Origin of the sequence: Ruegeria sp. A3M17 (genome assembly GCF_003318255.1) — a bacterium.
Classification (GTDB): domain Bacteria; phylum Pseudomonadota; class Alphaproteobacteria; order Rhodobacterales; family Rhodobacteraceae; genus Ruegeria.
In genome coordinates this window covers 26,680-45,268 of the sequence record NZ_QOCF01000040.1, presented here as the reverse complement: position 1 = coordinate 45,268, position 18,589 = coordinate 26,680, and the positions used below count along the sequence as shown (strand labels likewise).

23 protein-coding genes are annotated in these 18,589 nt (G+C 58.2%); 9 read left to right on the top strand and 14 right to left on the bottom strand.

The features are described 5' to 3' along the window. Positions 1-161: 161 nt before the first annotated feature. The 3 genes from phbB (at position 162) to DS906_RS21205 (ending at position 2,998) form a co-directional block, all read left to right on the top strand. Positions 162-884 (top strand): acetoacetyl-CoA reductase, encoded by a 723-nt coding sequence (gene phbB, locus DS906_RS21215; protein WP_058278814.1) that lies wholly within the window; start codon positions 162-164, stop codon positions 882-884. A gap of 303 nt (positions 885-1,187) precedes the next feature. Then, positions 1,188-2,135, top strand: coding sequence for a transcriptional regulator GcvA (locus DS906_RS21210; RefSeq protein ID WP_113792168.1), 948 nt, complete (start codon positions 1,188-1,190; stop codon positions 2,133-2,135). Then, a complete protein-coding gene (locus DS906_RS21205; RefSeq protein WP_113792038.1) occupies positions 2,132-2,998 on the top strand; it encodes a DMT family transporter in 867 nt (288 codons plus the stop codon). Before DS906_RS21210 ends, DS906_RS21205 begins: the two co-directional genes overlap by 4 nt. Here the strand turns inward: DS906_RS21205 and DS906_RS21200 are convergent. The 3 genes from DS906_RS21200 to DS906_RS21190 all read right to left on the bottom strand — a co-directional run bounded on the left by DS906_RS21200 (position 2,995) and on the right by DS906_RS21190 (position 4,266). Further along, positions 2,995-3,159: a YdcH family protein gene (locus DS906_RS21200; RefSeq protein WP_082649277.1), complete on the bottom strand. Its 165-nt coding sequence runs from the start codon at positions 3,157-3,159 to the stop codon at positions 2,995-2,997. The genes DS906_RS21205 and DS906_RS21200 overlap by 4 nt on opposite strands. 121 nt (positions 3,160-3,280) lie before the next feature. Further along, complete coding sequence (locus DS906_RS21195; protein WP_113792037.1) at positions 3,281-4,054, bottom strand: tRNA1(Val) (adenine(37)-N6)-methyltransferase; 774 nt, start codon at positions 4,052-4,054, stop codon at positions 3,281-3,283. Continuing rightward, complete coding sequence (locus DS906_RS21190; RefSeq protein WP_037316655.1) at positions 4,051-4,266, bottom strand: DUF2007 domain-containing protein; 216 nt, start codon at positions 4,264-4,266, stop codon at positions 4,051-4,053. Before DS906_RS21190 ends, DS906_RS21195 begins: the two co-directional genes overlap by 4 nt. A 56-nt stretch (positions 4,267-4,322) precedes the next feature. Here DS906_RS21190 and DS906_RS21185 point away from each other — a divergent pair, with 56 nt between their 5' ends. Then, positions 4,323-5,321, top strand: a complete 999-nt coding sequence (locus tag DS906_RS21185; RefSeq protein WP_113792036.1) for a polyprenyl synthetase family protein — start codon at positions 4,323-4,325, stop codon at positions 5,319-5,321. On the opposite strand, the gene DS906_RS21180 is transcribed toward DS906_RS21185, so the two are convergent. The 4 genes from DS906_RS21180 to soxR form a co-directional block, all read right to left on the bottom strand. Continuing rightward, positions 5,314-6,135: a 4-(cytidine 5'-diphospho)-2-C-methyl-D-erythritol kinase gene (locus DS906_RS21180; RefSeq protein WP_113792035.1), complete on the bottom strand. Its 822-nt coding sequence runs from the start codon at positions 6,133-6,135 to the stop codon at positions 5,314-5,316. The genes DS906_RS21185 and DS906_RS21180 overlap by 8 nt on opposite strands. Then, positions 6,125-7,801: a tetratricopeptide repeat protein gene (locus tag DS906_RS21175; protein WP_113792167.1), complete on the bottom strand. Its 1,677-nt coding sequence runs from the start codon at positions 7,799-7,801 to the stop codon at positions 6,125-6,127. Before DS906_RS21175 ends, DS906_RS21180 begins: the two co-directional genes overlap by 11 nt. A gap of 140 nt (positions 7,802-7,941) precedes the next feature. Beyond that, positions 7,942-9,588: an electron transfer flavoprotein-ubiquinone oxidoreductase gene (locus DS906_RS21170; RefSeq protein WP_113792034.1), complete on the bottom strand. Its 1,647-nt coding sequence runs from the start codon at positions 9,586-9,588 to the stop codon at positions 7,942-7,944. Between the two features lie 135 nt (positions 9,589-9,723). Then, complete coding sequence (gene soxR / locus DS906_RS21165) at positions 9,724-10,179, bottom strand: redox-sensitive transcriptional activator SoxR (protein ID WP_108860727.1); 456 nt, start codon at positions 10,177-10,179, stop codon at positions 9,724-9,726. A gap of 88 nt (positions 10,180-10,267) precedes the next feature. Here soxR and DS906_RS21160 point away from each other — a divergent pair, with 88 nt between their 5' ends. From DS906_RS21160 to DS906_RS21150, 3 genes are all read left to right on the top strand, one after another. Next, positions 10,268-10,669 (top strand): VOC family protein, encoded by a 402-nt coding sequence (locus tag DS906_RS21160; RefSeq protein WP_113792033.1) that lies wholly within the window; start codon positions 10,268-10,270, stop codon positions 10,667-10,669. A gap of 220 nt (positions 10,670-10,889) precedes the next feature. Further along, the gene (gene greA, locus DS906_RS21155; protein ID WP_113792166.1) at positions 10,890-11,360 is read left to right on the top strand and encodes a transcription elongation factor GreA; all 471 of its coding nucleotides are present in this window, start codon (positions 10,890-10,892) and stop codon (positions 11,358-11,360) included. Between the two features lie 15 nt (positions 11,361-11,375). Next, the gene (locus DS906_RS21150; protein WP_113792032.1) at positions 11,376-12,368 is read left to right on the top strand and encodes a hypothetical protein; all 993 of its coding nucleotides are present in this window, start codon (positions 11,376-11,378) and stop codon (positions 12,366-12,368) included. On the opposite strand, the gene glp is transcribed toward DS906_RS21150, so the two are convergent. From glp to DS906_RS21125, 5 genes are all read right to left on the bottom strand, one after another. Further along, positions 12,369-13,634: a gephyrin-like molybdotransferase Glp gene (gene glp / locus DS906_RS21145; RefSeq protein ID WP_113792031.1), complete on the bottom strand. Its 1,266-nt coding sequence runs from the start codon at positions 13,632-13,634 to the stop codon at positions 12,369-12,371. Next, a complete protein-coding gene (gene mobB / locus DS906_RS21140; RefSeq protein WP_113792030.1) occupies positions 13,631-14,122 on the bottom strand; it encodes a molybdopterin-guanine dinucleotide biosynthesis protein B in 492 nt (163 codons plus the stop codon). The genes glp and mobB overlap by 4 nt, the downstream gene beginning before the upstream one ends. After that, on the bottom strand, positions 14,119-14,763 hold the full coding sequence (gene mobA / locus DS906_RS21135; protein ID WP_113792029.1) for a molybdenum cofactor guanylyltransferase MobA: 645 nt from the start codon (positions 14,761-14,763) through the stop codon (positions 14,119-14,121). The genes mobB and mobA overlap by 4 nt, the downstream gene beginning before the upstream one ends. Before the next feature lie 59 nt (positions 14,764-14,822). Then, positions 14,823-15,677: an AEC family transporter gene (locus DS906_RS21130; protein WP_113792028.1), complete on the bottom strand. Its 855-nt coding sequence runs from the start codon at positions 15,675-15,677 to the stop codon at positions 14,823-14,825. Between the two features lie 111 nt (positions 15,678-15,788). Further along, positions 15,789-16,730 (bottom strand): formate dehydrogenase accessory sulfurtransferase FdhD, encoded by a 942-nt coding sequence (locus DS906_RS21125; protein ID WP_369935552.1) that lies wholly within the window; start codon positions 16,728-16,730, stop codon positions 15,789-15,791. On the opposite strand from DS906_RS21125, the gene DS906_RS21120 reads away from it, so the two are divergent. Together DS906_RS21120 and DS906_RS21115 are read left to right on the top strand one after the other, a co-directional pair. After that, positions 16,729-17,445, top strand: coding sequence for an AzlC family ABC transporter permease (locus tag DS906_RS21120; protein ID WP_113792027.1), 717 nt, complete (start codon positions 16,729-16,731; stop codon positions 17,443-17,445). The genes DS906_RS21125 and DS906_RS21120 overlap by 2 nt on opposite strands. Then, positions 17,442-17,774 (top strand): AzlD domain-containing protein, encoded by a 333-nt coding sequence (locus DS906_RS21115; protein ID WP_113792026.1) that lies wholly within the window; start codon positions 17,442-17,444, stop codon positions 17,772-17,774. Before DS906_RS21120 ends, DS906_RS21115 begins: the two co-directional genes overlap by 4 nt. Here DS906_RS21115 and DS906_RS21110 read toward each other — a convergent pair. Together DS906_RS21110 and DS906_RS21105 are read right to left on the bottom strand one after the other, a co-directional pair. Then, complete coding sequence (locus tag DS906_RS21110) at positions 17,763-18,395, bottom strand: hypothetical protein (protein WP_108860860.1); 633 nt, start codon at positions 18,393-18,395, stop codon at positions 17,763-17,765. The two genes, DS906_RS21115 and DS906_RS21110, sit on opposite strands and share 12 nt — an antisense overlap. Positions 18,396-18,413: 18 nt before the next feature. After that, positions 18,414-18,548 (bottom strand): aa3-type cytochrome c oxidase subunit IV, encoded by a 135-nt coding sequence (locus DS906_RS21105; protein ID WP_058273578.1) that lies wholly within the window; start codon positions 18,546-18,548, stop codon positions 18,414-18,416. Between the last annotated feature and the right edge of the window lie 41 nt (positions 18,549-18,589).

Below are 18,589 nucleotides of genomic sequence, written 5' to 3'. Positions count from 1 at the left end.
GCGTCCCTTGGGCGCCCTTTTTTGTTACATTGGGGCCTTAACCCAAAGATGCGACGATATTGCCACGCGGAATTTAGAGAATCATGACGAAACAATATTGCGCACGATCACCTCTCAAAGTAACAGCATTACCAAGACGACTTTAATTGGAGGATTCCTAAATGGCACGTACAGCACTCGTTACCGGCGGCTCCCGCGGCATCGGCGCAGCAATTTCCAAGGCGCTCAAGGCCGAAGGGTACAATGTTGCAGCCACCTATGCGGGGAACGACGAAGCCGCCGCGAAGTTCACCGAAGAGACCGGCATCGCCACCTACAAGTGGAACGTCGCTGATTACGACGAATCCAAAGCCGGAATTGAAAAAGTCGAAGCCGAGGTTGGCGCGATCGACATCGTGGTTGCAAACGCGGGCATCACTCGCGACGCGCCGTTCCACAAGATGACCCCCGAACAGTGGCACCAGGTCATCGACACCAACCTGACCGGCGTGTTCAACACCGTGCACCCTGTCTGGAACGGCATGCGCGAGCGTAAGTTCGGCCGCGTCATCGTCATCAGCTCGATCAATGGTCAGAAGGGCCAGTTCGCTCAGGTGAACTATGCCGCGACCAAAGCGGGCGATCTAGGCATCGTGAAGTCGCTGGCGCAAGAAGGCGCACGCGCAGGCATCACCGCCAACGCGATCTGCCCGGGCTATATCGGCACCGACATGGTTATGGCGGTTCCTGAGAAAGTGCGCGAATCGATCATCGCGCAAATTCCGGCTGGTCGTCTGGGCGAGCCCGAGGAAATCGCGCGCTGCGTGGCGTTCCTGGCATCCGACGATTCTCAGTTCATCAATGGCTCGACCATTTCGGCCAACGGTGCGCAATTCTTCGTCTGATCTGAGGCGCAGAAAAGACAACGGGCCGGTCCATTGCGGACCGGCCCTTTTTTATCCCGTAAGAACGCGCGCGCAGCGCTCAGCGGGAACCGAATAGCCACATAAGGGCGTGTTTGATCATCTTGCCACGTTCAGCATGGGCCCGCTGAAAGGCGCGGGCAGCTGCGGGGTTGGTCGTCATTTCGATCATGGCAGTCTTCCTTTCAGTTCAGCTGTGTTTGACTTGAACCTAATATGCGCCTTATCAAGAAAGGCGACAAACGAGCTTTCTTTGAGTTTCACTTAAGATATTCTTGTGTATTGATGAGCGACTATCTTCCCCCGCTAACTGCCCTGCGTGCCTTCGACGCAGCAGCACGCCACATGTCCTTTTCCAAAGCCGCAGAGGAGTTGCGCGTGACCCCGGCAGCCCTGTCTTTCCAGATCAAATCACTGGAGGAACATCTGGGCCGACCGTTGTTTCACCGCTTGAACCGCGCGGTTGAGCTGACCGAGGCCGGACGCGCCCTTGCCCCCGGCGCGGCTGAAGGATTCGCCGCACTGCAGACGGCGTGGCAAGCTGCGCGACGACAGGGCAACGATACCTCGCTGACCGTGACAGCAGGCCCGGCGCTGACAGCCAAGTGGCTGGCACCGCGCCTGTATGATTTTGCACGGGCGCATCCCGAGATTGACCTGAAATTCTCGGCAACGTTGCGGATCATGGATCTTGAACGTGATGACGTGGATGTCGCCATTCGATTTGGCTACGGTGAGGATGAAGGATTGTATTCCCTGCCGGTTCGCAAGGAATGGCTGACCCCGGTGATGACACCAGATCTGGCCGAGCAATTCCCCACCCCCGACCGCCTGCGGGACGCACCATTGATCTTTGACGATTCGATTGCGTTCCTACAACCGCCCAGCGATTGGCCGACCTGGTTCCGCGCGGTCGGAGTGGATTATGCCCCAACGCATGGGGCGCATTTTTCGAACGCAGACCACGCAATTGATGCTGCGGTTGCGGGCGTTGGCGTGGTACTGGGTCGCCGGGCGATGATCTTAAAGGACCTGACCGAGGGGCGTCTTGTTGCTCCGTTCAAAACGGCTATCGAAACACAAGGCCGGTTTCGGTTTCTGTGCTTGCCAGGTGCAGAAAACAGGCCTCAGATCGCCGCTTTCCGCGACTGGTTCATGGCCGAGATTGAAAAGACCGCGCATATCTCGGACGAATTCAACATCATTCCGGTCGAAGAGGTTCAAAGCCCTTGACCAAATCGCGCGCTACAGCCATCGGGTTTGCCGCCGTCTTGCTGTGGTCGCTGCTGGCCTTGTTCACCGTCGGGTCATCCCCCACGCCGCCACTGTTGCTGAATGCAATCTGCTTTTCGATTGGTGGAACACTTGGCCTGATCTGGACCTGGCGCAGCGGTGGGTTGCGGCAATTGCGTGACGTGCCGTGGACTACCTATCTGTTCGGCACAGTCGGGTTGTTCGGCTATCACGCGCTATATTTCTCGGCCCTGCGCATGGCCCCGGCGGCCGAGGCTGGTCTGATCGCATACCTCTGGCCATTGCTCATCGTGTTGTTTTCTGGACTTTTGCCGGGCGAACACCTGCGCATCGGACATTTGTTCGGCGCATGTCTGGGGTTTGCAGGTGCCGCCGTGATCATCGCCGGAGGTGGCAGCACTGGGTTTCAGACCGACCACCTGCCCGGCTACGCCTTGGCCTTGTTATGCGCGCTGACATGGTCCGGATACTCGGTCCTGTCACGTCGGCTAGGCGATACACCAACCAGCTCTGTCGCCGTTTTCTGCATTGCGACCGCCATAGCATCCGGAGTGCTGCACCTTGCTGTCGAAGATACAGTCTGGCCTGACAGTGCCTTTAGCTGGGCGTCAGTGATCGCACTGGGCCTGGGGCCGGTGGGGCTGGCGTTCTATGTCTGGGATATCGGGGTTAAACAGGGCGACATACAGCTTTTGGGGACGGCGTCATACGCGGCACCCTTGTTGTCTACGCTGGCGTTGGTTGTGGCCGCGATCGCCGCCCCGTCCTGGGGTCTGGCGATCGCGGCGCTTTTGATTACTGGCGGCGCGGCCATAGCCGCGCGGGCAAGTATGAAGTCCTAGGCTGAAAGGCGTTCGATCTCTTCTTTTAGCCTTAGTTTTTGTTTTTTGAGTTGAGCGATATGGAGATCATCGATGCCTGGCGCGCGTTGGGCTTGTTCAACTTCAAGACCGAGAGTTTCGTGCTTTTTCTTCAGTTCGGTCAGATGTGCGCTCACGCTCATGGCGATACTCCTTCGTTGGTGTCTCAGGTTCACGTAAGAAGTTGACCACATCGTTTCCAGCCTGTCACGCCGCAGACGCACAGAATCTGTAATAAATCCGACAAATTCGGCTGGTTAATGCCTATTGATCAGAAAACCCCGGCAGCGAGGCCCCTTTGCGCAAGACGTCTGAGACCTGTGGCGTATAGCTTTCCCCATCACGTTCGTGCCGATCCCCGTCGTGTAAAACGACTGGCGCACGCAGCTGAAAATCGGCGCGGCCACCCTTTCTGGCCCGTAAAATTACCAATTCTGCCTTGCGACCTGCTCTGGCGGCCAGTGGCAGGATTTCAACCGATCCCAACCGCCCTTCGCATGCCATCAATATGTCGGGAAGACGGTTGGCTTTCTGGATCATATGCAAGTACCCGCGAGGCGCGAGGCGCTTGGCCGCGCAGTCAATCCATGCCTCCAAAGGCGTTTGCTCGCCCAACGCGATACTTCGCCCAGGGTCATCGGCCGGGCTATGCGCGCCAAAACGATAGTAAGGCGGGTTGGCGATCACATGATCGAATTGCCGCTGTTTGAGCGCGGCTGGCAATTCGCTAAGATCCGCCTCGACAATTTCCAGCGGCGCGTCATTTTCCGCGGCGTTTCGGCGTGCCAATTCTGCATAGCTTGCCTGTAACTCGACCCCAACGGCCTGCAGACCCGGCACGCGGGCCAGCAAGCACAGGATCGCGGCACCCGCGCCACAGCCCAGTTCCAACACGGTGTGACCACGTGTCGCCGGGACCGCCGCTGCCAGCAGAACCGGGTCAACCCCCGCGCGATATCCTGCGCGCGGCTGCAACAATCGCACGCGCCCGCCCAGAAAATCATTTTGGGTCAATTCACTATCGGAAAACAGGCTCATCTGCCCAGCGGGATTTCGTTGTCACGCATTACCCGTTCTGCGCGGGTCAGGTCATCGGCTCGCACCATCAGGCGGCGCGGAAAGATTCCTATGCCTCCTTCGAGGATGCTCATATTTACGTCCATCTGAAAGCAGTCTATATCCTCGCCCTCAAGAAGGGCGGAAGCAAAGGCCAGAATCGTCGGATCGGTGCTGCGCAAAAGTTCTTTCATGGGGATGGATGTAAGGGCAAGGCAAGGCGGAAGTCGAGCCTTGTATCAGGAGAGTGATGAACATCGACACGATCTCGAAACCGCATGAGCGACTGGCCGAGATTCTGGACGGCGAAATGGATGCCGTAAACCAGTTGATCCGCACGCGTATGGCCTCGGAACACGCACCGCGCATCCCGGAAGTGACTGCGCATCTGGTTGAAGCAGGCGGCAAGCGTCTGCGCCCAATGCTGACGCTGGCGGCGGCCCGGATGTTTGACTATCCGGGTGATCATCACGTGCGTCTGGCTGCGACAGTCGAATTTATTCATACCGCGACCCTGTTGCACGACGATGTCGTTGATGAAAGCGCCCAGCGGCGTGGCCGCCCCACGGCGAACTTGTTGTGGGACAATAAATCCAGCGTTCTTGTCGGCGACTACCTGTTTTCCCGCAGTTTCCAACTGATGGTTGAGACCGGGTCGCTGCGTGTGCTCGACATTCTGGCCAATGCCTCTGCCACCATCGCCGAGGGCGAAGTGTTGCAGATGACCGCAGCCACCGATCTGGGCACTACCGAGGCCATTTACCTGCAGGTCGTGCGCGGCAAGACCGCCGCACTGTTTTCCGCCGCAACCGAGGTGGGCGGCGTGATTGCTGGCGCGGCTGAGGATCAGGTTAAGGCGCTATACGAATACGGCGATGCGCTGGGAATTGCGTTTCAAATTGCCGATGACCTGCTGGATTATCAGGGGGACAGCAAGGCGACCGGAAAGAATATCGGCGACGACTTCCGCGAGCGCAAATTGACCTTGCCTGTCATCAAGGCCATCGCACAGGCCACCCCGGAAGAGCACGCCTTTTGGGAGCGTACAATTGGTCGAGGCCGTCAGGAAGACGGCGATCTGGACCATGCGCTGAGCCTGATGAACAAATATGGCACTCTGGACGCCACACGGTCGGATGCGTTTGGGTGGGCCACCAAAGCCAAGACCGCGCTGGATGCGCTGCCGGATCACGAGATCCGGTCGTTGCTGCGCGATCTGGCCGCCTACGTGGTTTCGCGCCTCAATTGAGCTGCGTTGCGCGGCACCACCAATCGGGGTGCGCTGCGCCAATCTCGTAAGCCGCGAAATGGGCGGCTTTCATCGTCGGGTAGAGCGCAAAACACGTCGAACCCGAACCTGACATCCGAGCCAGCAGAACATCTTTCGTATCCGACAGATCATCCAGCACCCGGGCAACCTCGGGTGCGATACTCTTTGTCGGTGGCTCCAAGTCATTGCGTTGTTCCCGCAGCCAATCCGCGCATGCCTCAGGCGTTTCAAAGACCGGAATATCATCAGGCATTGGCGGGTTGTCACGGCTCTGCAGGGCAGAGAATACAGCTCCCGTTGGAACTTCAACACCGGGATTGACCAAAAGCGCTGGCAATTGCGGCAATGACACCGGTTGCAACCGTTCGCCGATGCCCCGCATCCGGGTGGCCTTGGCCACCATGCAAACCGGCACATCCGCACCAAGGGTCAGGGCGGTTTCGCTGGGGATCTCCATACCCTGATCTGCAATCATACGCAGCGTCGCCGCGGCGTCGGACGATCCGCCGCCAATGCCGCCACCGTGGGGCAACGCTTTGTTCAGGTTGATATGCCCGGTCCATCCAGCGGCGACAGCAGCTTTCCAGACCAGATTTCTGTCGTCCGCCGGAACGCCCTTGGCGTGTTCACCGGCGATTGACAGCGAAAGCTCTGGCCCTGGCGTGAATTCCAGCGTGTCACCGACATCCGCAAACACCACAAGAGAGTCCAGCAGATGATACCCATCATCGCGTCGGCAGGTCACATGCAGGGTCAGGTTGATCTTGGCGGGCGCGAAACCCTCAATTGCCATTGGCGACTTTCAATGGATCGGCACCTTCTTCGGCCAAGACTGCGTCCAGACCCACCTCAATCTTGCGACGAATGCGCTCGGGGTCGGCCTCGCCATCCGTGTCGTCGGGGTCAACAAAGGACAAAGCACGCTTCCACTGGAATTCAGCTTCGCGCGCGCGGCCCACGGCCCAATAGACATCGCCAAGGTGGTCATTTACTACTGGATCAACCGGCATCAACTCCACCGCGTGCTCCATATGCGCCACAGCTTCGTCATAGCGGCCCAGTCGGAACAGAACCCAGCCAAGACTGTCGACAATATAGCCGCTGTCAGGGCGCGCCGCGACAGCGCGTTCGATCATGTTCAGAGCTTCGTCCAGCTTTTCCTGCCGTTCGACCAGCGAGTAGCCCAAATAGTTCAGAACCTGTGGCTGATCGGGGTTCAGTTCCAGCGCACGACGGAAATCGGACTCAGCCGCTTCCCAGTGCTTGAGACGCTCATGCGAGATACCGCGGGCGTAATATAGAAACCAGTTGCCGCTGACACCCTGCTCGGTCAGTTCGATAGCAGTGTCATAGGTCCCAACCGCATCGACATAGTTTTCTTGCCGCCTTTGCAGATCAGCCAGGGCCACATGCACACTGGGCAGGCTGGGGCTTTGCGCCGCGAGGTTCTGCAGAACTTCGGCCGCTGCGTCCGTTTTTCCCGAACGGCTCAGCACCTCGGCCCGGCCCAACTCGGCCGCATGGTAATCGCTGCTGGTGGACGGGACCATGCGATAGGCTTCGACGGCCAGGTCATATTGTTCCAGCGCATCCAGCAATTCGGCACTGAGAAGGATTGCGTCCACGTGGTCGGAACGCAGGAACGCGGCAATCCGGGCATAGAGAAGCACATAGTCTTGTGACGCCTCACTGCTGAGCGCGGCACCGACAGAAAAGAACACTTCAGCCATACCGTCCTGCGCCGACTGTATGTGTGTAAATGGCAACGTTTCACCCGCCTTCAAACGCGCCACGTAACCTTCGATGGATGGGTCGCTGCCCGCCGCAAAAACGTCTTCCAGATATTGCAGGGCGTCTGCGTTGCGGTCCAGCTGCGACAATACTTCGGTCCGGGCCAAGGCTGCACGGCGCGAGAACCGCGACACCGCTCCGTTGTTTGCCGCAAAAATCTCTTCGGCCCCTTCGAAGTCACCAATCGACGCCAGCGCCAACGCCTTGTGGTAAAGCGCGAATTCCAGAAGCCCCTCCTGGGTGCCGACTTCGTCGAACTTTTCCATCGCTTTGGTCATGGCACCTTGCGCCACATAGACCCAACCCAGAACCAAACCATCCACTAATGGGCCAACGCCTTGGGTTTCAGGATCACGTGCGAGCAGCTCATCCAGCTTTCCGTCGTCGATCAGGTTGGCCATGATGACCATCTTTGCCGCCTGACTTGGCAGTTCGAGCGCCTCAATTGACTGCGCAATCGGCAGCGCGCGCTCAATCTCACCCAATGCAAGACGCGCTACGACGACGTTTTCCAGAAGTTTGCCATTTTCGGGGTCGGCGCGCAGAGCCTGCGCATAATATTTCTCGGCAGAAATATAGTCGCTTTGATAAATCGCCTGACGTCCGGCCAGATACGACCCAGAGCCAGAATCCGACAGCGCCGGGAATGCAAATGACGAGGTTAACATCGCGGCAAGTGCCGCGCGACGAACGAGGGAAGCCACCAAAATCCTGCCTTGCTATCGTTGACTGGACAACAAGCTAGGGCTTTGACCGGAAAGAGGCAATGGCAGAGCCTTCACGACACCGCCATTGCCCATGTTTTCGCTTACATGTTGGGATAGTTCGGTCCATCCCCGCCCTGCGGCGTGGTCCAGGTGATGTTCTGGCTGGGGTCCTTGATGTCGCAGGTTTTGCAATGGACGCAGTTTTGGAAGTTGATGACGAATCGCGCACCATCTTCATCCTCGACCATCTCGTACACACCTGCCGGGCAATAGCGCTGCGCCGGTTCATCGTACTTGGGCATGTTTACTTTGACCGGGATTTCCGGATCGGCCAGCTTCAGGTGGCAAGGCTGGCTTTCCTCATGGTTGGACATCGCAAAGGACACGTTGGTCAGACGATCAAAGGACAGCTTGCCATCAGGCTTTGGATAATCAATGGGCTTGTGCTTGCTGGCCTCTTCGGTCGATTCAGCATCGTTCTTGCCGTGACCCAGCGTGCCCAGCAGCGAAAAGCCCAGCGTGTTGGTCCACATGTCCATACCGCCCAGCATCAGGCTGGCGGTCAGGCCGTATTTCGACCACAGCGGTTTGACGTTGCGCACTTTCTTCAGGTCTGCGCCGATTGGACCGTCGCGCACGTCGGCTTCATAGGCGGTCAGCTCATCACCCGAACGCTCGGCCTTGATGGCGTCAAACGCCGCTTCAGCCGCCGCTTTGCCCGACAACATCGCGTTGTGGTTGCCCTTGATGCGCGGCACGTTGACCATGCCCGCGGAACAACCCAGCAGCGCCACGCCGGGCGCGACCAGCTTGGGCATCGACTGATAGCCGCCCTCGGTAATCGCACGGGCACCATAAGCCACGCGCTTGCCGCCTTTCAGCAGCTCAGCGACCACCGGGTGATGCTTAAAGCGCTGGAACTCCATATACGGGTACAGATGCGGGTTTTTGTAGTTCAAGTGCACCACGAACCCGACATAGACTTGGTTGTTTTCCAGGTGATAGATGAACGACCCGCCGCCCGCGTTGCTGCCCAGCGGCCAACCCATGGTGTGGGTGACGGTGCCTTCTTTGTGCTTGGCGGGGTCGACCTCCCAGATCTCTTTCATGCCGACGCCGTATTTCTGCACCTCTTTGCCGGCCTGCAGGTCGTATTTGGCGATCACTTCCTTGGACAGCGATCCGCGGACACCTTCGGACAGGAAGACATATTTGCCGTGCAGCTCCATGCCCGGCTCGGTGTTGGGTCCGTATGAGCCGTCAGCCTCAAGACCAAAGACACCGGCCACGACGCCTTTGACTTCGCCATTATCGCCATAAACCAGTTCTGAACAGGCCATGCCGGGGAAGATTTCCACGCCCAGCTCTTCGGCCTGTTCCGCCATCCAGCGGCAGACATTGCCCATCGAGACGATGTAGTTGCCGTGGTTGTGCATTAGCGGCGGCATCGGGAAGTTCGGGATGCGGATTTTTCCCGCCTCACCCAGCATATAGAAATTATCTTCGATCACCGGCGTATTCAGCGGCGCGCCTTTTTCCTTCCAGTCAGGGATCAGCGCGTCCAGCCCGCACGGGTCCAGCACCGCGCCCGACAGGATATGCGCGCCCACTTCCGAGCCCTTTTCCAGAACAACAACGTTCAGATCGGCATCCAGCTGTTTCAGACGGATGGCCGCCGACAGGCCCGCGGGGCCTGCACCCACGATCACCACATCGTATTCCATCGCTTCGCGTTCAATCTCGGCCATCGCGGGCTCCCTAGCTAACTTTCCGAATTGGCGCTTTCACTGCATGCTCTGCGCAATTTTGTTTCACGGCTGATTACATGGTCGCAAACACCTTGGTCAATCAAAACACGGCGTAACTTTGCTGCAATGCGGCAGTTATGCCTCGGGTGAGTCCCCCATCAGGTACCTGGGACCGCTACCATTGGATTTTGCGCGGTCATCCGGATTGTAGAGGGCACATTTCGGCAGGCTTAGACATCCGCAGCCGATGCAGCCATCCAAATTGTCGCGCAAACGCGTCAGGGTATCGATTCGCTGGTCCAGATGGGCCTTCAGCCCCTTGCTGATGTCCTGCCAATCCTGCGGTGTTGGCGTGCGGTTTCCGGGCAAGCCAGACAGGACCTCGCGGATCTCGGGCAATGTCAGGCCGAACTGCTGTGCGATCATCACAAAACTCAGGCGTCTGATATCTGCGCGCTGATATCGCCGCTGCCCGCCCGCATTGCGCCAGGGCGATATCAGACCTTGCGCCTCATAATACCGGATCGCCGAAACGGCCAAGCCTGTGCGCCGGGCCAATGCGCCAATTGCCAACCCTTCCGAAGCCGCCATCACATCCTCCTGAAAAATACCTTGATCTAAAGTTAGGTTTAGGAATTATAGTGAGTCGGGACAAGCCTCAAAACACGAAGGAGATCCCATGATGGCGACACTTGAACACACCAATTTCACCGTTCGCGACCCGCAAGCCTCGGCTGCGTGGATGCACAAGGTATTTGGTTGGAAAACACGCTGGGAAGGCCCGGCAATTGCAGGTGGTTACACAGTTCATGTGGGCACCAAACACACCTATCTGGCACTTTATGCGCCCAGCGACCCACAACTATCAGGGGAAAGCAGCTATGACATCGTCGGCGGGCTGAACCATGTGGGTGTTTTGGTCGAAGACATCGACACGACTGAGAAAAAGGTGATCGACGCCGGCTTCACGCCTAAATCCCATGCTGATTATGAACCGGGTCGGCGGTTCTATTTCAATGACGACAATGACATCGAATTCGAAGTGATTAGCTACGACAAAAGTGTTCCGGGAAACACCTGATAGATTCTTCATCGCCAATGCCCTGAGAGCGCGAAGCGCGGCAGGGTATTGGCGATTCAGACTTTTCCCGAACACGATAGGCCGTAATCCGCGCGTCGCGCGCCCAAGCCCCCTTGCAATTCACGCCTCATTTGGGTCAGGTAATTGACGACCCATCAATTCGCCCCGACGCGTGTCTCATGCGGCGGGGCGAAAAAATATATGCGTGGACGACAAGAACATGGAAAAATTTCCAATGACGCCTGCGGGTAATGCCGCGCTTGGGGCGGAACTGAAAAACCTCAAGTCCGTCGAGCGCCCGGCGATCATCGAAGCCATCGCTACGGCGCGCGAGCTGGGCGACCTGAAAGAGAACGCCGAGTATCACTCGGCCCGTGAAAAGCAGGGCTTTATCGAAGGTCGCATCAAAGAGCTGGAAGGCATCCTGTCGCTGGCCGATGTGATCGATCCCGCCAAACTGAACGGCGCGATCAAATTTGGCGCCAAAGTAAAGCTGGTGGACGAAGACACTGACGAGGAAAAGACCTGGCAGATTGTGGGTGAGTACGAGGCCAACATCGAAAACGGCCTGCTGAACATCAAATCACCCATCGCGCGGGCATTGATTGGCAAGGAAGAAGGCGACAGTGTCGAAGTACGCACCCCAGGAGGCGTGCGGTCCTATGAAGTTTTAAGTATCGAGTACGCCTGACCGGAGCTTCGAACCATGTCAGAGCCCAATCCCGAACAAGATTCCGAACGGCCAACCCCTTTGGGTATATATGACAAGCCTTCGCATCCTTCGGTGACCGAGATCGAGATCGTTGCCGTCGCGCTTAGCGTTATCTGGCTGATCGTGTCTGTTGTGTTTCTGGTGCTTCCCGACAAGGTCGATGGCGGCGGATTCGTCGTGACTCTGCTGGCCGTTTTCATGCCCGTGGCAATGATCTGGGTCGCCGCCACGTCAATGCGCACCAGCCGTGTCATGCGCGAGGAAAGCGTCCGGCTACAGACCGCGATAGATGCGATCCGTCAGGCTTACGTGATTCAACAACAGCGCGCCGCCAGCTTGCAAGAGCCCGGTGTCAGCAAAAAGCTGGACGAAATCGCCGAGACCGCCAAAAAAGCAGAAACCGCGCTGGCGACGTTTTCGTCGAAACGGACCGAGCCGGTTCGCGGCGAAGCATCTGTTGCCACAGGCGACCAGACATCTTTGGAACTAGGCACTCCGGCCGAAGATATCGCGCCGCCATTGACGACCGATACCTTCATTCGAGCGCTGAATTTCCCGGAAACGCAGGATGATGCTGAAGGGTTCGACGCCCTTAGGCTGGCGCTACGGGATCGCAAGACAGCCCAACTGGTGCAGGCTTCGCAGGACGTGCTAACCCTGCTGAGCCAGGAAGGCATCTATATGGACGATCTGCGCCCGGATATGGCGCGTCCCGAAATCTGGCGGCAGTTCGCACAGGGCGCGCGCGGCCGCGCGGTTGCCGCGTTGGGCGGGATCAGGGACCGGTCTTCGCTGGCACTGACGGCAGCGCGGATGAAGCAAGACCCGATATTCCGGGACGCCGTGCATCATTTCCTACGCCGTTTTGATCACATGATCGTTGAATTTGAACCGGTTGCCAGCGACGCGGACCTGACGGCTTTGGGCGACACGCGAACCGCCCGTGCGTTCATGCTGTTGGGGCGTGTCGCAGGTACCTTCGACTGATTACAGCCCAAAGCTGCCATAGGGAATGAACCGCACCGGATCACCGGGCGAGATGTGACAGGCGCCATCCTGAATCTCGACCAGCCCTTCAGCCCAGCTAAGACCACTGATACGACCCGATCCTTCAGATGCAAAAACCTCAACCTGACCGTCTCGGACACGGGCGCGCAGATACTCGCGCCGCCCTGGCTTCTTGCGTTTCTCGAAATTGGCCGGCAAGTCGAATCCCTGCGGCTGTGACCAGCCTTCGCCCGCCATCAGACCCAGCGCCGGACGGGCAAAGATCAACGTACAGACTTTGGCTGCGACGGGATTACCCGGCAGGCCAAATACGGGCGTTTCGTTCCACATACCCAGCGCCAAAGGGCGTCCGGGCTTTAGCGCAATGCGCCACTCTTGCATCGCACCGGCCTCTCGCAACAGGGCCGAGACGTGATCCTCATCGCCGGCAGACGCGCCGCCGCTGGTCAAAATGACGTCGGCCTGTTCCGACGCCTTGTCCAGCCTGTCACGCAGATCTTCCCGGTCGTCAGACACGCGCCCCATATCCACCGGCTCAAAGCCCAGCTGCGCGATCATCGACAACAGCATCGGACGGTTGGCGTCGAAAATTTGACCGGGCCCGACGGGGCTTCCGGGTTCGACCAGCTCATCCCCGGTTGAAAGCACCGCAACCCGCAGCGTTTTACGCACAGAAACCTCGGCAATTCCTGTGGCCGACAAAAGGGCCATGTCAGCAGGGGTCAATCTGCGCCCGGCAGGCAGAACCAAATCGCCCTCGGCCACGTCTTCGCCAGCTTTGCGGGTATTCGCGCCCCGTTTCAGCGGGCCGTGAAAAGCGATGTGGCCATCCTGAACGGTCACGTCTTCTTCCAGTATGACAGTATCCACGCCAGCCGGCAGCGCAGCGCCGGTCAGCACGCGCAGCGCCTTGCCATGTGGCACCAAGCCATCAAACGGAATACCAGCCGCAGCGCGCCCATCCTGCAGCGGCATCACTTGGGGACCCTCGGGCGCCGACCCGGAAAACCCATAACCATCCACGGCCGTGTTCGGCTGCGGCGGGTTTGAACGTTTCGCGAAAACGTCTTCTGCCAGTATCCGCCCCACAGCCTGCCCGATCAGAGCCATTTCGACCGAAGTCACCACCGTCAACCGAGATCGCAATAAGTCCAGCGCGTCGTCCACGGGTGTCCAGTTGACCCCGGCAGGCAAGGCAAAACAATCATTTCGCAGGGGCGGAGGCGTGATGTTCGGCGGTGTCATAATCCGACCTCTTTCAAGATGAAATCCGCGATTGCGGCGGTATTGTCCAGATCAAACACCGGAACCTGCACCTGCAGGGGCGTGTCGCTGGCGACAGCGCGGATCGTACTGTTTTCCGCGGCCATCAACGCATTGCCGGCCTCGGCACGAAACGCTTCGACCTTGTGGTGGCTTTCTCGTTTGAACCCTTCGATCAGCACGAGATCGACCGGGAGCAGCCGCGTCAGAAGATCAGCCAGAGGCGGCTCAGGTGCCCCACGCAGTTCCTGCATCACCGCAATGCGCTTACCGGATGCCAACAGCACCTCGGACGCACCGGCTTCTCGATGGCGGAAGCTGTCGGTGCCTGGTTGGTCAACATCGACCGCGTGATGGGCATGTTTGACCGTCGAAACTGAAAAGCCGCGCCCGGTAATCTCGACCACTAACCGCTCCATCAGGCCGGTCTTGCCTGCGTTTTTCCAACCGGTGACGCCGTAAACCCTCATGCCTGCTCCAGCAGCTTTTGCGCCCGCGCCAAATCGTCGGGCGTGTTGACGTTGAAGAAGGGATCAAATGGGTCCGCCGGGAACAGCGCTTCACACCCGTCATGTTTGTCGGTCCACAGCACAACTTTGCGCAGCCCGTCAATCAAGGCATCCCGCAGGTCATCGCGCAACGCCACAGGCCAGAGGCCAAACGTCGGGTGCCGGTTGACCCGCTTACCGCCGCCGGACTTCAAAGCCTCATCACTGGTGCGCGGCGTGGTGGCCAGAACCAGCGGATGGGTTTGCCCGTCGGCAGCATCGGTCAAACGAGCCACCAGATCGCGCGGAAAAAACGGCGTGTCGGCAGCGGCTGTGACTATGCTGTCGGCGCCTTGCTTAGCAGCCCAGTCGAGTCCAGCCAGAACGCCGGCCAAAGGACCAGCGAAGCCTTCGATCGTATCGGGCAGAACCGGCAGGTTCAGATCGGCGAACCGCTCGGGGTCACCATTGGCATTCAGCGCGAGGCCGCCCACTTGTGGGGCCAACCGGTCAATCACATGAGCCAGCAGGCTTTGGCCGCCGATCTGCAACAGACCCTTGTCGCCGCCGCCCATACGGGTGGCGAGGCCGCCTGCGAGGATTACGCCCAAAGGGGTGTTCATTGTTGCACCTTGTTGCTTGCATCCAAGTGATCAATAGATCGCAACTTTGTAGAGCGAACTCAATTCAATTGGAACGCGGTAGGATGCAGATGATGCAGGACAAACAGCCACAGGATCAAAGTCCCGACCGCCAGGAACGAGGTCGCCGACACGATGTGAGCGGCGAGCTGCGGCTCCTGATCATAATGTTTGGCCAGCAAAAAGATGCTCTTTGCCGTGGGCGCTGCTGCAGAGACCGTCGCCGCAATGATCCAAAGCGGATCCAGCCCGATCAAATGCCCTGCAAGCAGAACCACCCCCGGAACAACGAGAAGTTTTACTACCGTCAAGAACAAGATCATCGGTCCAGTCTGAACAATCGTGCGAACACTTGTGGTAAACCCGATCGCAAACAGCGCAACAGCTGCAAGCGCCTGACTCATAAGCTCTAAGTAATCCGAGACGGCGTCAGAAAACCCAATACCTGTGAAAGAGTAAAGAACGCCCAACAACGTTGCCGCGATTATCGGGTTTTTCAAAACATTAAGAAGGATCTTGTAAATTGGTGTCTTGGCGCTTGCCTTGTGCCCGGCCGAGGTTTCTAGAATGGTAGTCATGATCAACAGCAGAATGGCGACCACCAGATTTGCCAATACAGCCGGCAGCGCTCCCTTTGACCCAAAAATCGCATGGAGGATAGGCAACGCAACCAACGCTGTGTTCGAGGCGACGCCAGCAAAGGCCAATACGGTTGCTGATCCGACCTGAAAACTCGTCAGCGCTTTCAAAACGATGAATAGGACGGCAAAAAGAGCCAGCATCGTACCGCCATACGACACGTAGAAACCGTAGTTTAGAAGGTTCTCAAACTTCTCCTGACCAATCAGGTAAAACATGATGGCGGGGATCAGGACGTAAACCGCAAATTGCACCATAGCTTCCCTACGTGGCAACCATCCAAAATTCCACTCTGAGTTGCTCCACCTTAGTGTATATCTTTTGGAACTTGCAGAGTTTTCTCAGAACGACTGGTTACCCAACGGATTTCAGGACTGGGAACTTTTCCTTTTGTGCTTCTTATCTTCGACCGCAACGGTAGACGGGTCTACATCGCGCAACAGACGGTCTTCACCTGAAAGACATACAAAGCGCTGCCCGCGCATCCGGCCGATCAATGTCAGGCCGACCTCGCGCGCAATCTCAACACCCCAAGCGGTGAATCCTGAGCGGGACGCCAGAACCGGGATGCCCATCATCGCCGTTTTGATCACCATTTCCGAGGTCAGGCGTCCGGTGGTGTAGAGGATTTTGTCTTCAGCCCCCTCACCTTCGGACAGCATCCAACCCGCGATCTTGTCGACAGCGTTGTGGCGGCCCACGTCTTCCATATAGACCAGCGGGCGGTTCTCGTGACACAGCACTGTACCATGGATCGCCCCCGCCTCAAGATACAGGGACGGGGTGCGGTTGATCTTGGCGGCCAGATCGTACAGCCACGAGGTGCGGACCGAGACCTGCGGCAGGCGCACATCCTCCAATCCCTCCATCATATCCCCGAAAACGGTGCCAACCGCACAGCCGCTGGTGCGGGTCTTTTTCTTCAGTTTGTCCTCATACGAGGTCTCGCGCGCAGTGCGTACCACTACAGTTTCCAGATCTTCATCGTAATCGACGCGCGTGATGTCGTCATCGACCAGCAGCATCCCCTGATTGCGCAGGAACCCCAGCGCCAGATACTCGGGGTAATCCCCAATGGTCATCGCCGTCACGATCTCTTGCGCGTTGAGGAAAATCGTCAGCGGGCGTTCCTCGACCACCGATATCTGGCTGACCTCTCCATTCTGGTCCAAGCCTTCAACGGCGCGGGTCAGGCGGGGCGCACCGGGATCTGGGGCGATGATGTAGTCTGACTGGTTCTGTTCCGTGGCCAATTGCAACCCTTTCCCAAGACCGCTACTGCTGCGGGGATCACCATAGGATTTAGCCATGGCAGACACCACATCCAAGTCATACTTCTGGAAGGGTTTTCGCGACGGGACCCCGTTCATATTTGTGGCGATCCCGTTTGGCACCCTGTTCGGCGTATTCGCGACCGAGGCCGGGTTGAATATCGTGCAAACCATGGCCTTTACGTCCACCGTCTTTGCGGGTGCGGCGCAATTTGCCGCGCTGCAATTGCTGCAGGATCAGACGCCGACGGCCATTATTCTTGTCTCTGCCCTGGCGGTGAACCTGCGGATGGCGATGTATTCAGCGTCCCTGACGCCCTATCTGGGGGCTGCACCAATGTGGCAGCGAGCATGTGCGGCCTACCTGACCGTCGATCAGTCTTATGCCTGTTCAATCGTGCAGTTTGAAAAAGAACCCAGAATGACGGTGCCCCAACGCATGGCTTATTTCGTGGGCTCGGTCACACCCATCACGCCGCTATGGATATTTGCGACCTATCTGGGCGCGGTTCTTGGCACGCGCATTCCCGAAAGCTGGGCGCTGGACTTTGCCTTGCCGATTACATTTCTGGCAATGATCGGACCGATGATGCGCACCCTGCCCCATGTGGTGGCTGCGCTGGTCGCCATTGTCGTTTCTTTGTTGACCGCTGGCATCCCATACAATCTGGGCCTGCTGATTGCCGGATGTGCCGGCATGATGGCCGGTGCTCAGGCCGAATTGTTCGCCGAACGCAGAAAGGCCACATCATGACCCCTGTTGATCCAGTCACGATCTGGTCCATCATCATTGGCCTTGCCATTGGCAGTTATAGTTTGCGGTTTGTCTTTATCGGCCTCGTCGGGGATCGCCCGATGCCACCCTGGCTGTTGCGCCACTTGCGTTATACTGCTGTGGCCATCTTGCCTGCCCTGATTGCACCGCTGGTCGTTTGGCCGACCGCAACCGAGGGACAACCGGACATTCCCCGCATGGCGGCCGCCGCGGTTGCGCTGAGCGTTGGGGTGATCACTAAGAATGTGCTGGCAGCAATCTTCTGCGGTGCCGCAACCCTGTACGGTTTGCTGTATTTATTGGGCTGAGACAGCGTCTTGTTGGTTCAGCGCCGCATTGTTGGCGGCCAGACCTTTTTGCAGGTCGGCATCGTCGTTCTCACGATACTCCGTTGTCACAACACCCGGGATCTGACCGAACTGATCTGACAGCTTGACTGGAAAAAAGGTCACGTCGATCTGTTCGAACCCCGGAACCTGCTTCAACAGCGACGCGGTGGAATTCGCACAATAGGCGCCAGCGACCGGACCGGATTGTTTGGCCAGTTGCAAGGCTATTTCGGCCTGTTGCGGGCTTACCTGAATCGTCTGGATACGCGCATAATGTGTCTCGCGCGCGTGCGAGCTGCGATAGGCGCGCTCGGCATTCGGGGTGATGCCGTACAGCACGTCGTCCTTGATCGGAACCACATCTGCGCGGAAAGACCCCGCAGGATCAAAGATCACCCGCTCGCTGCCGCTGATCATCAATGAGGTATGCGCACCAGACCCGGTGCGCGTGCTGATCATTGTATAAAGCGTCAGGGTCGAGGGACCCGGATCACGGTAGGATCGGGCAACGACCTCGGCCCGGTCGGCTTGCGGACGCTGCGATCCCGTGCAGCCAGCAACAGTTGCTGCCAGCAGGCAGGCAATCAAAATCCGGATCAAGGTCAACCCCGTTTTGGATTATGCGGCGAAGACCGCTAGGAACAGGCAAAGGAGGGCGATGGCAACCACACACCATGTGGTGGCTTTGACAAACCCATCAAAGGTTTTGGTTTGAACAGTGATATCCATTTCGCCGTGCTTGTGTTCAGCCATGAGTCTCAGAATCCTAATTCGCGTGTTCGAGATGTTGGATA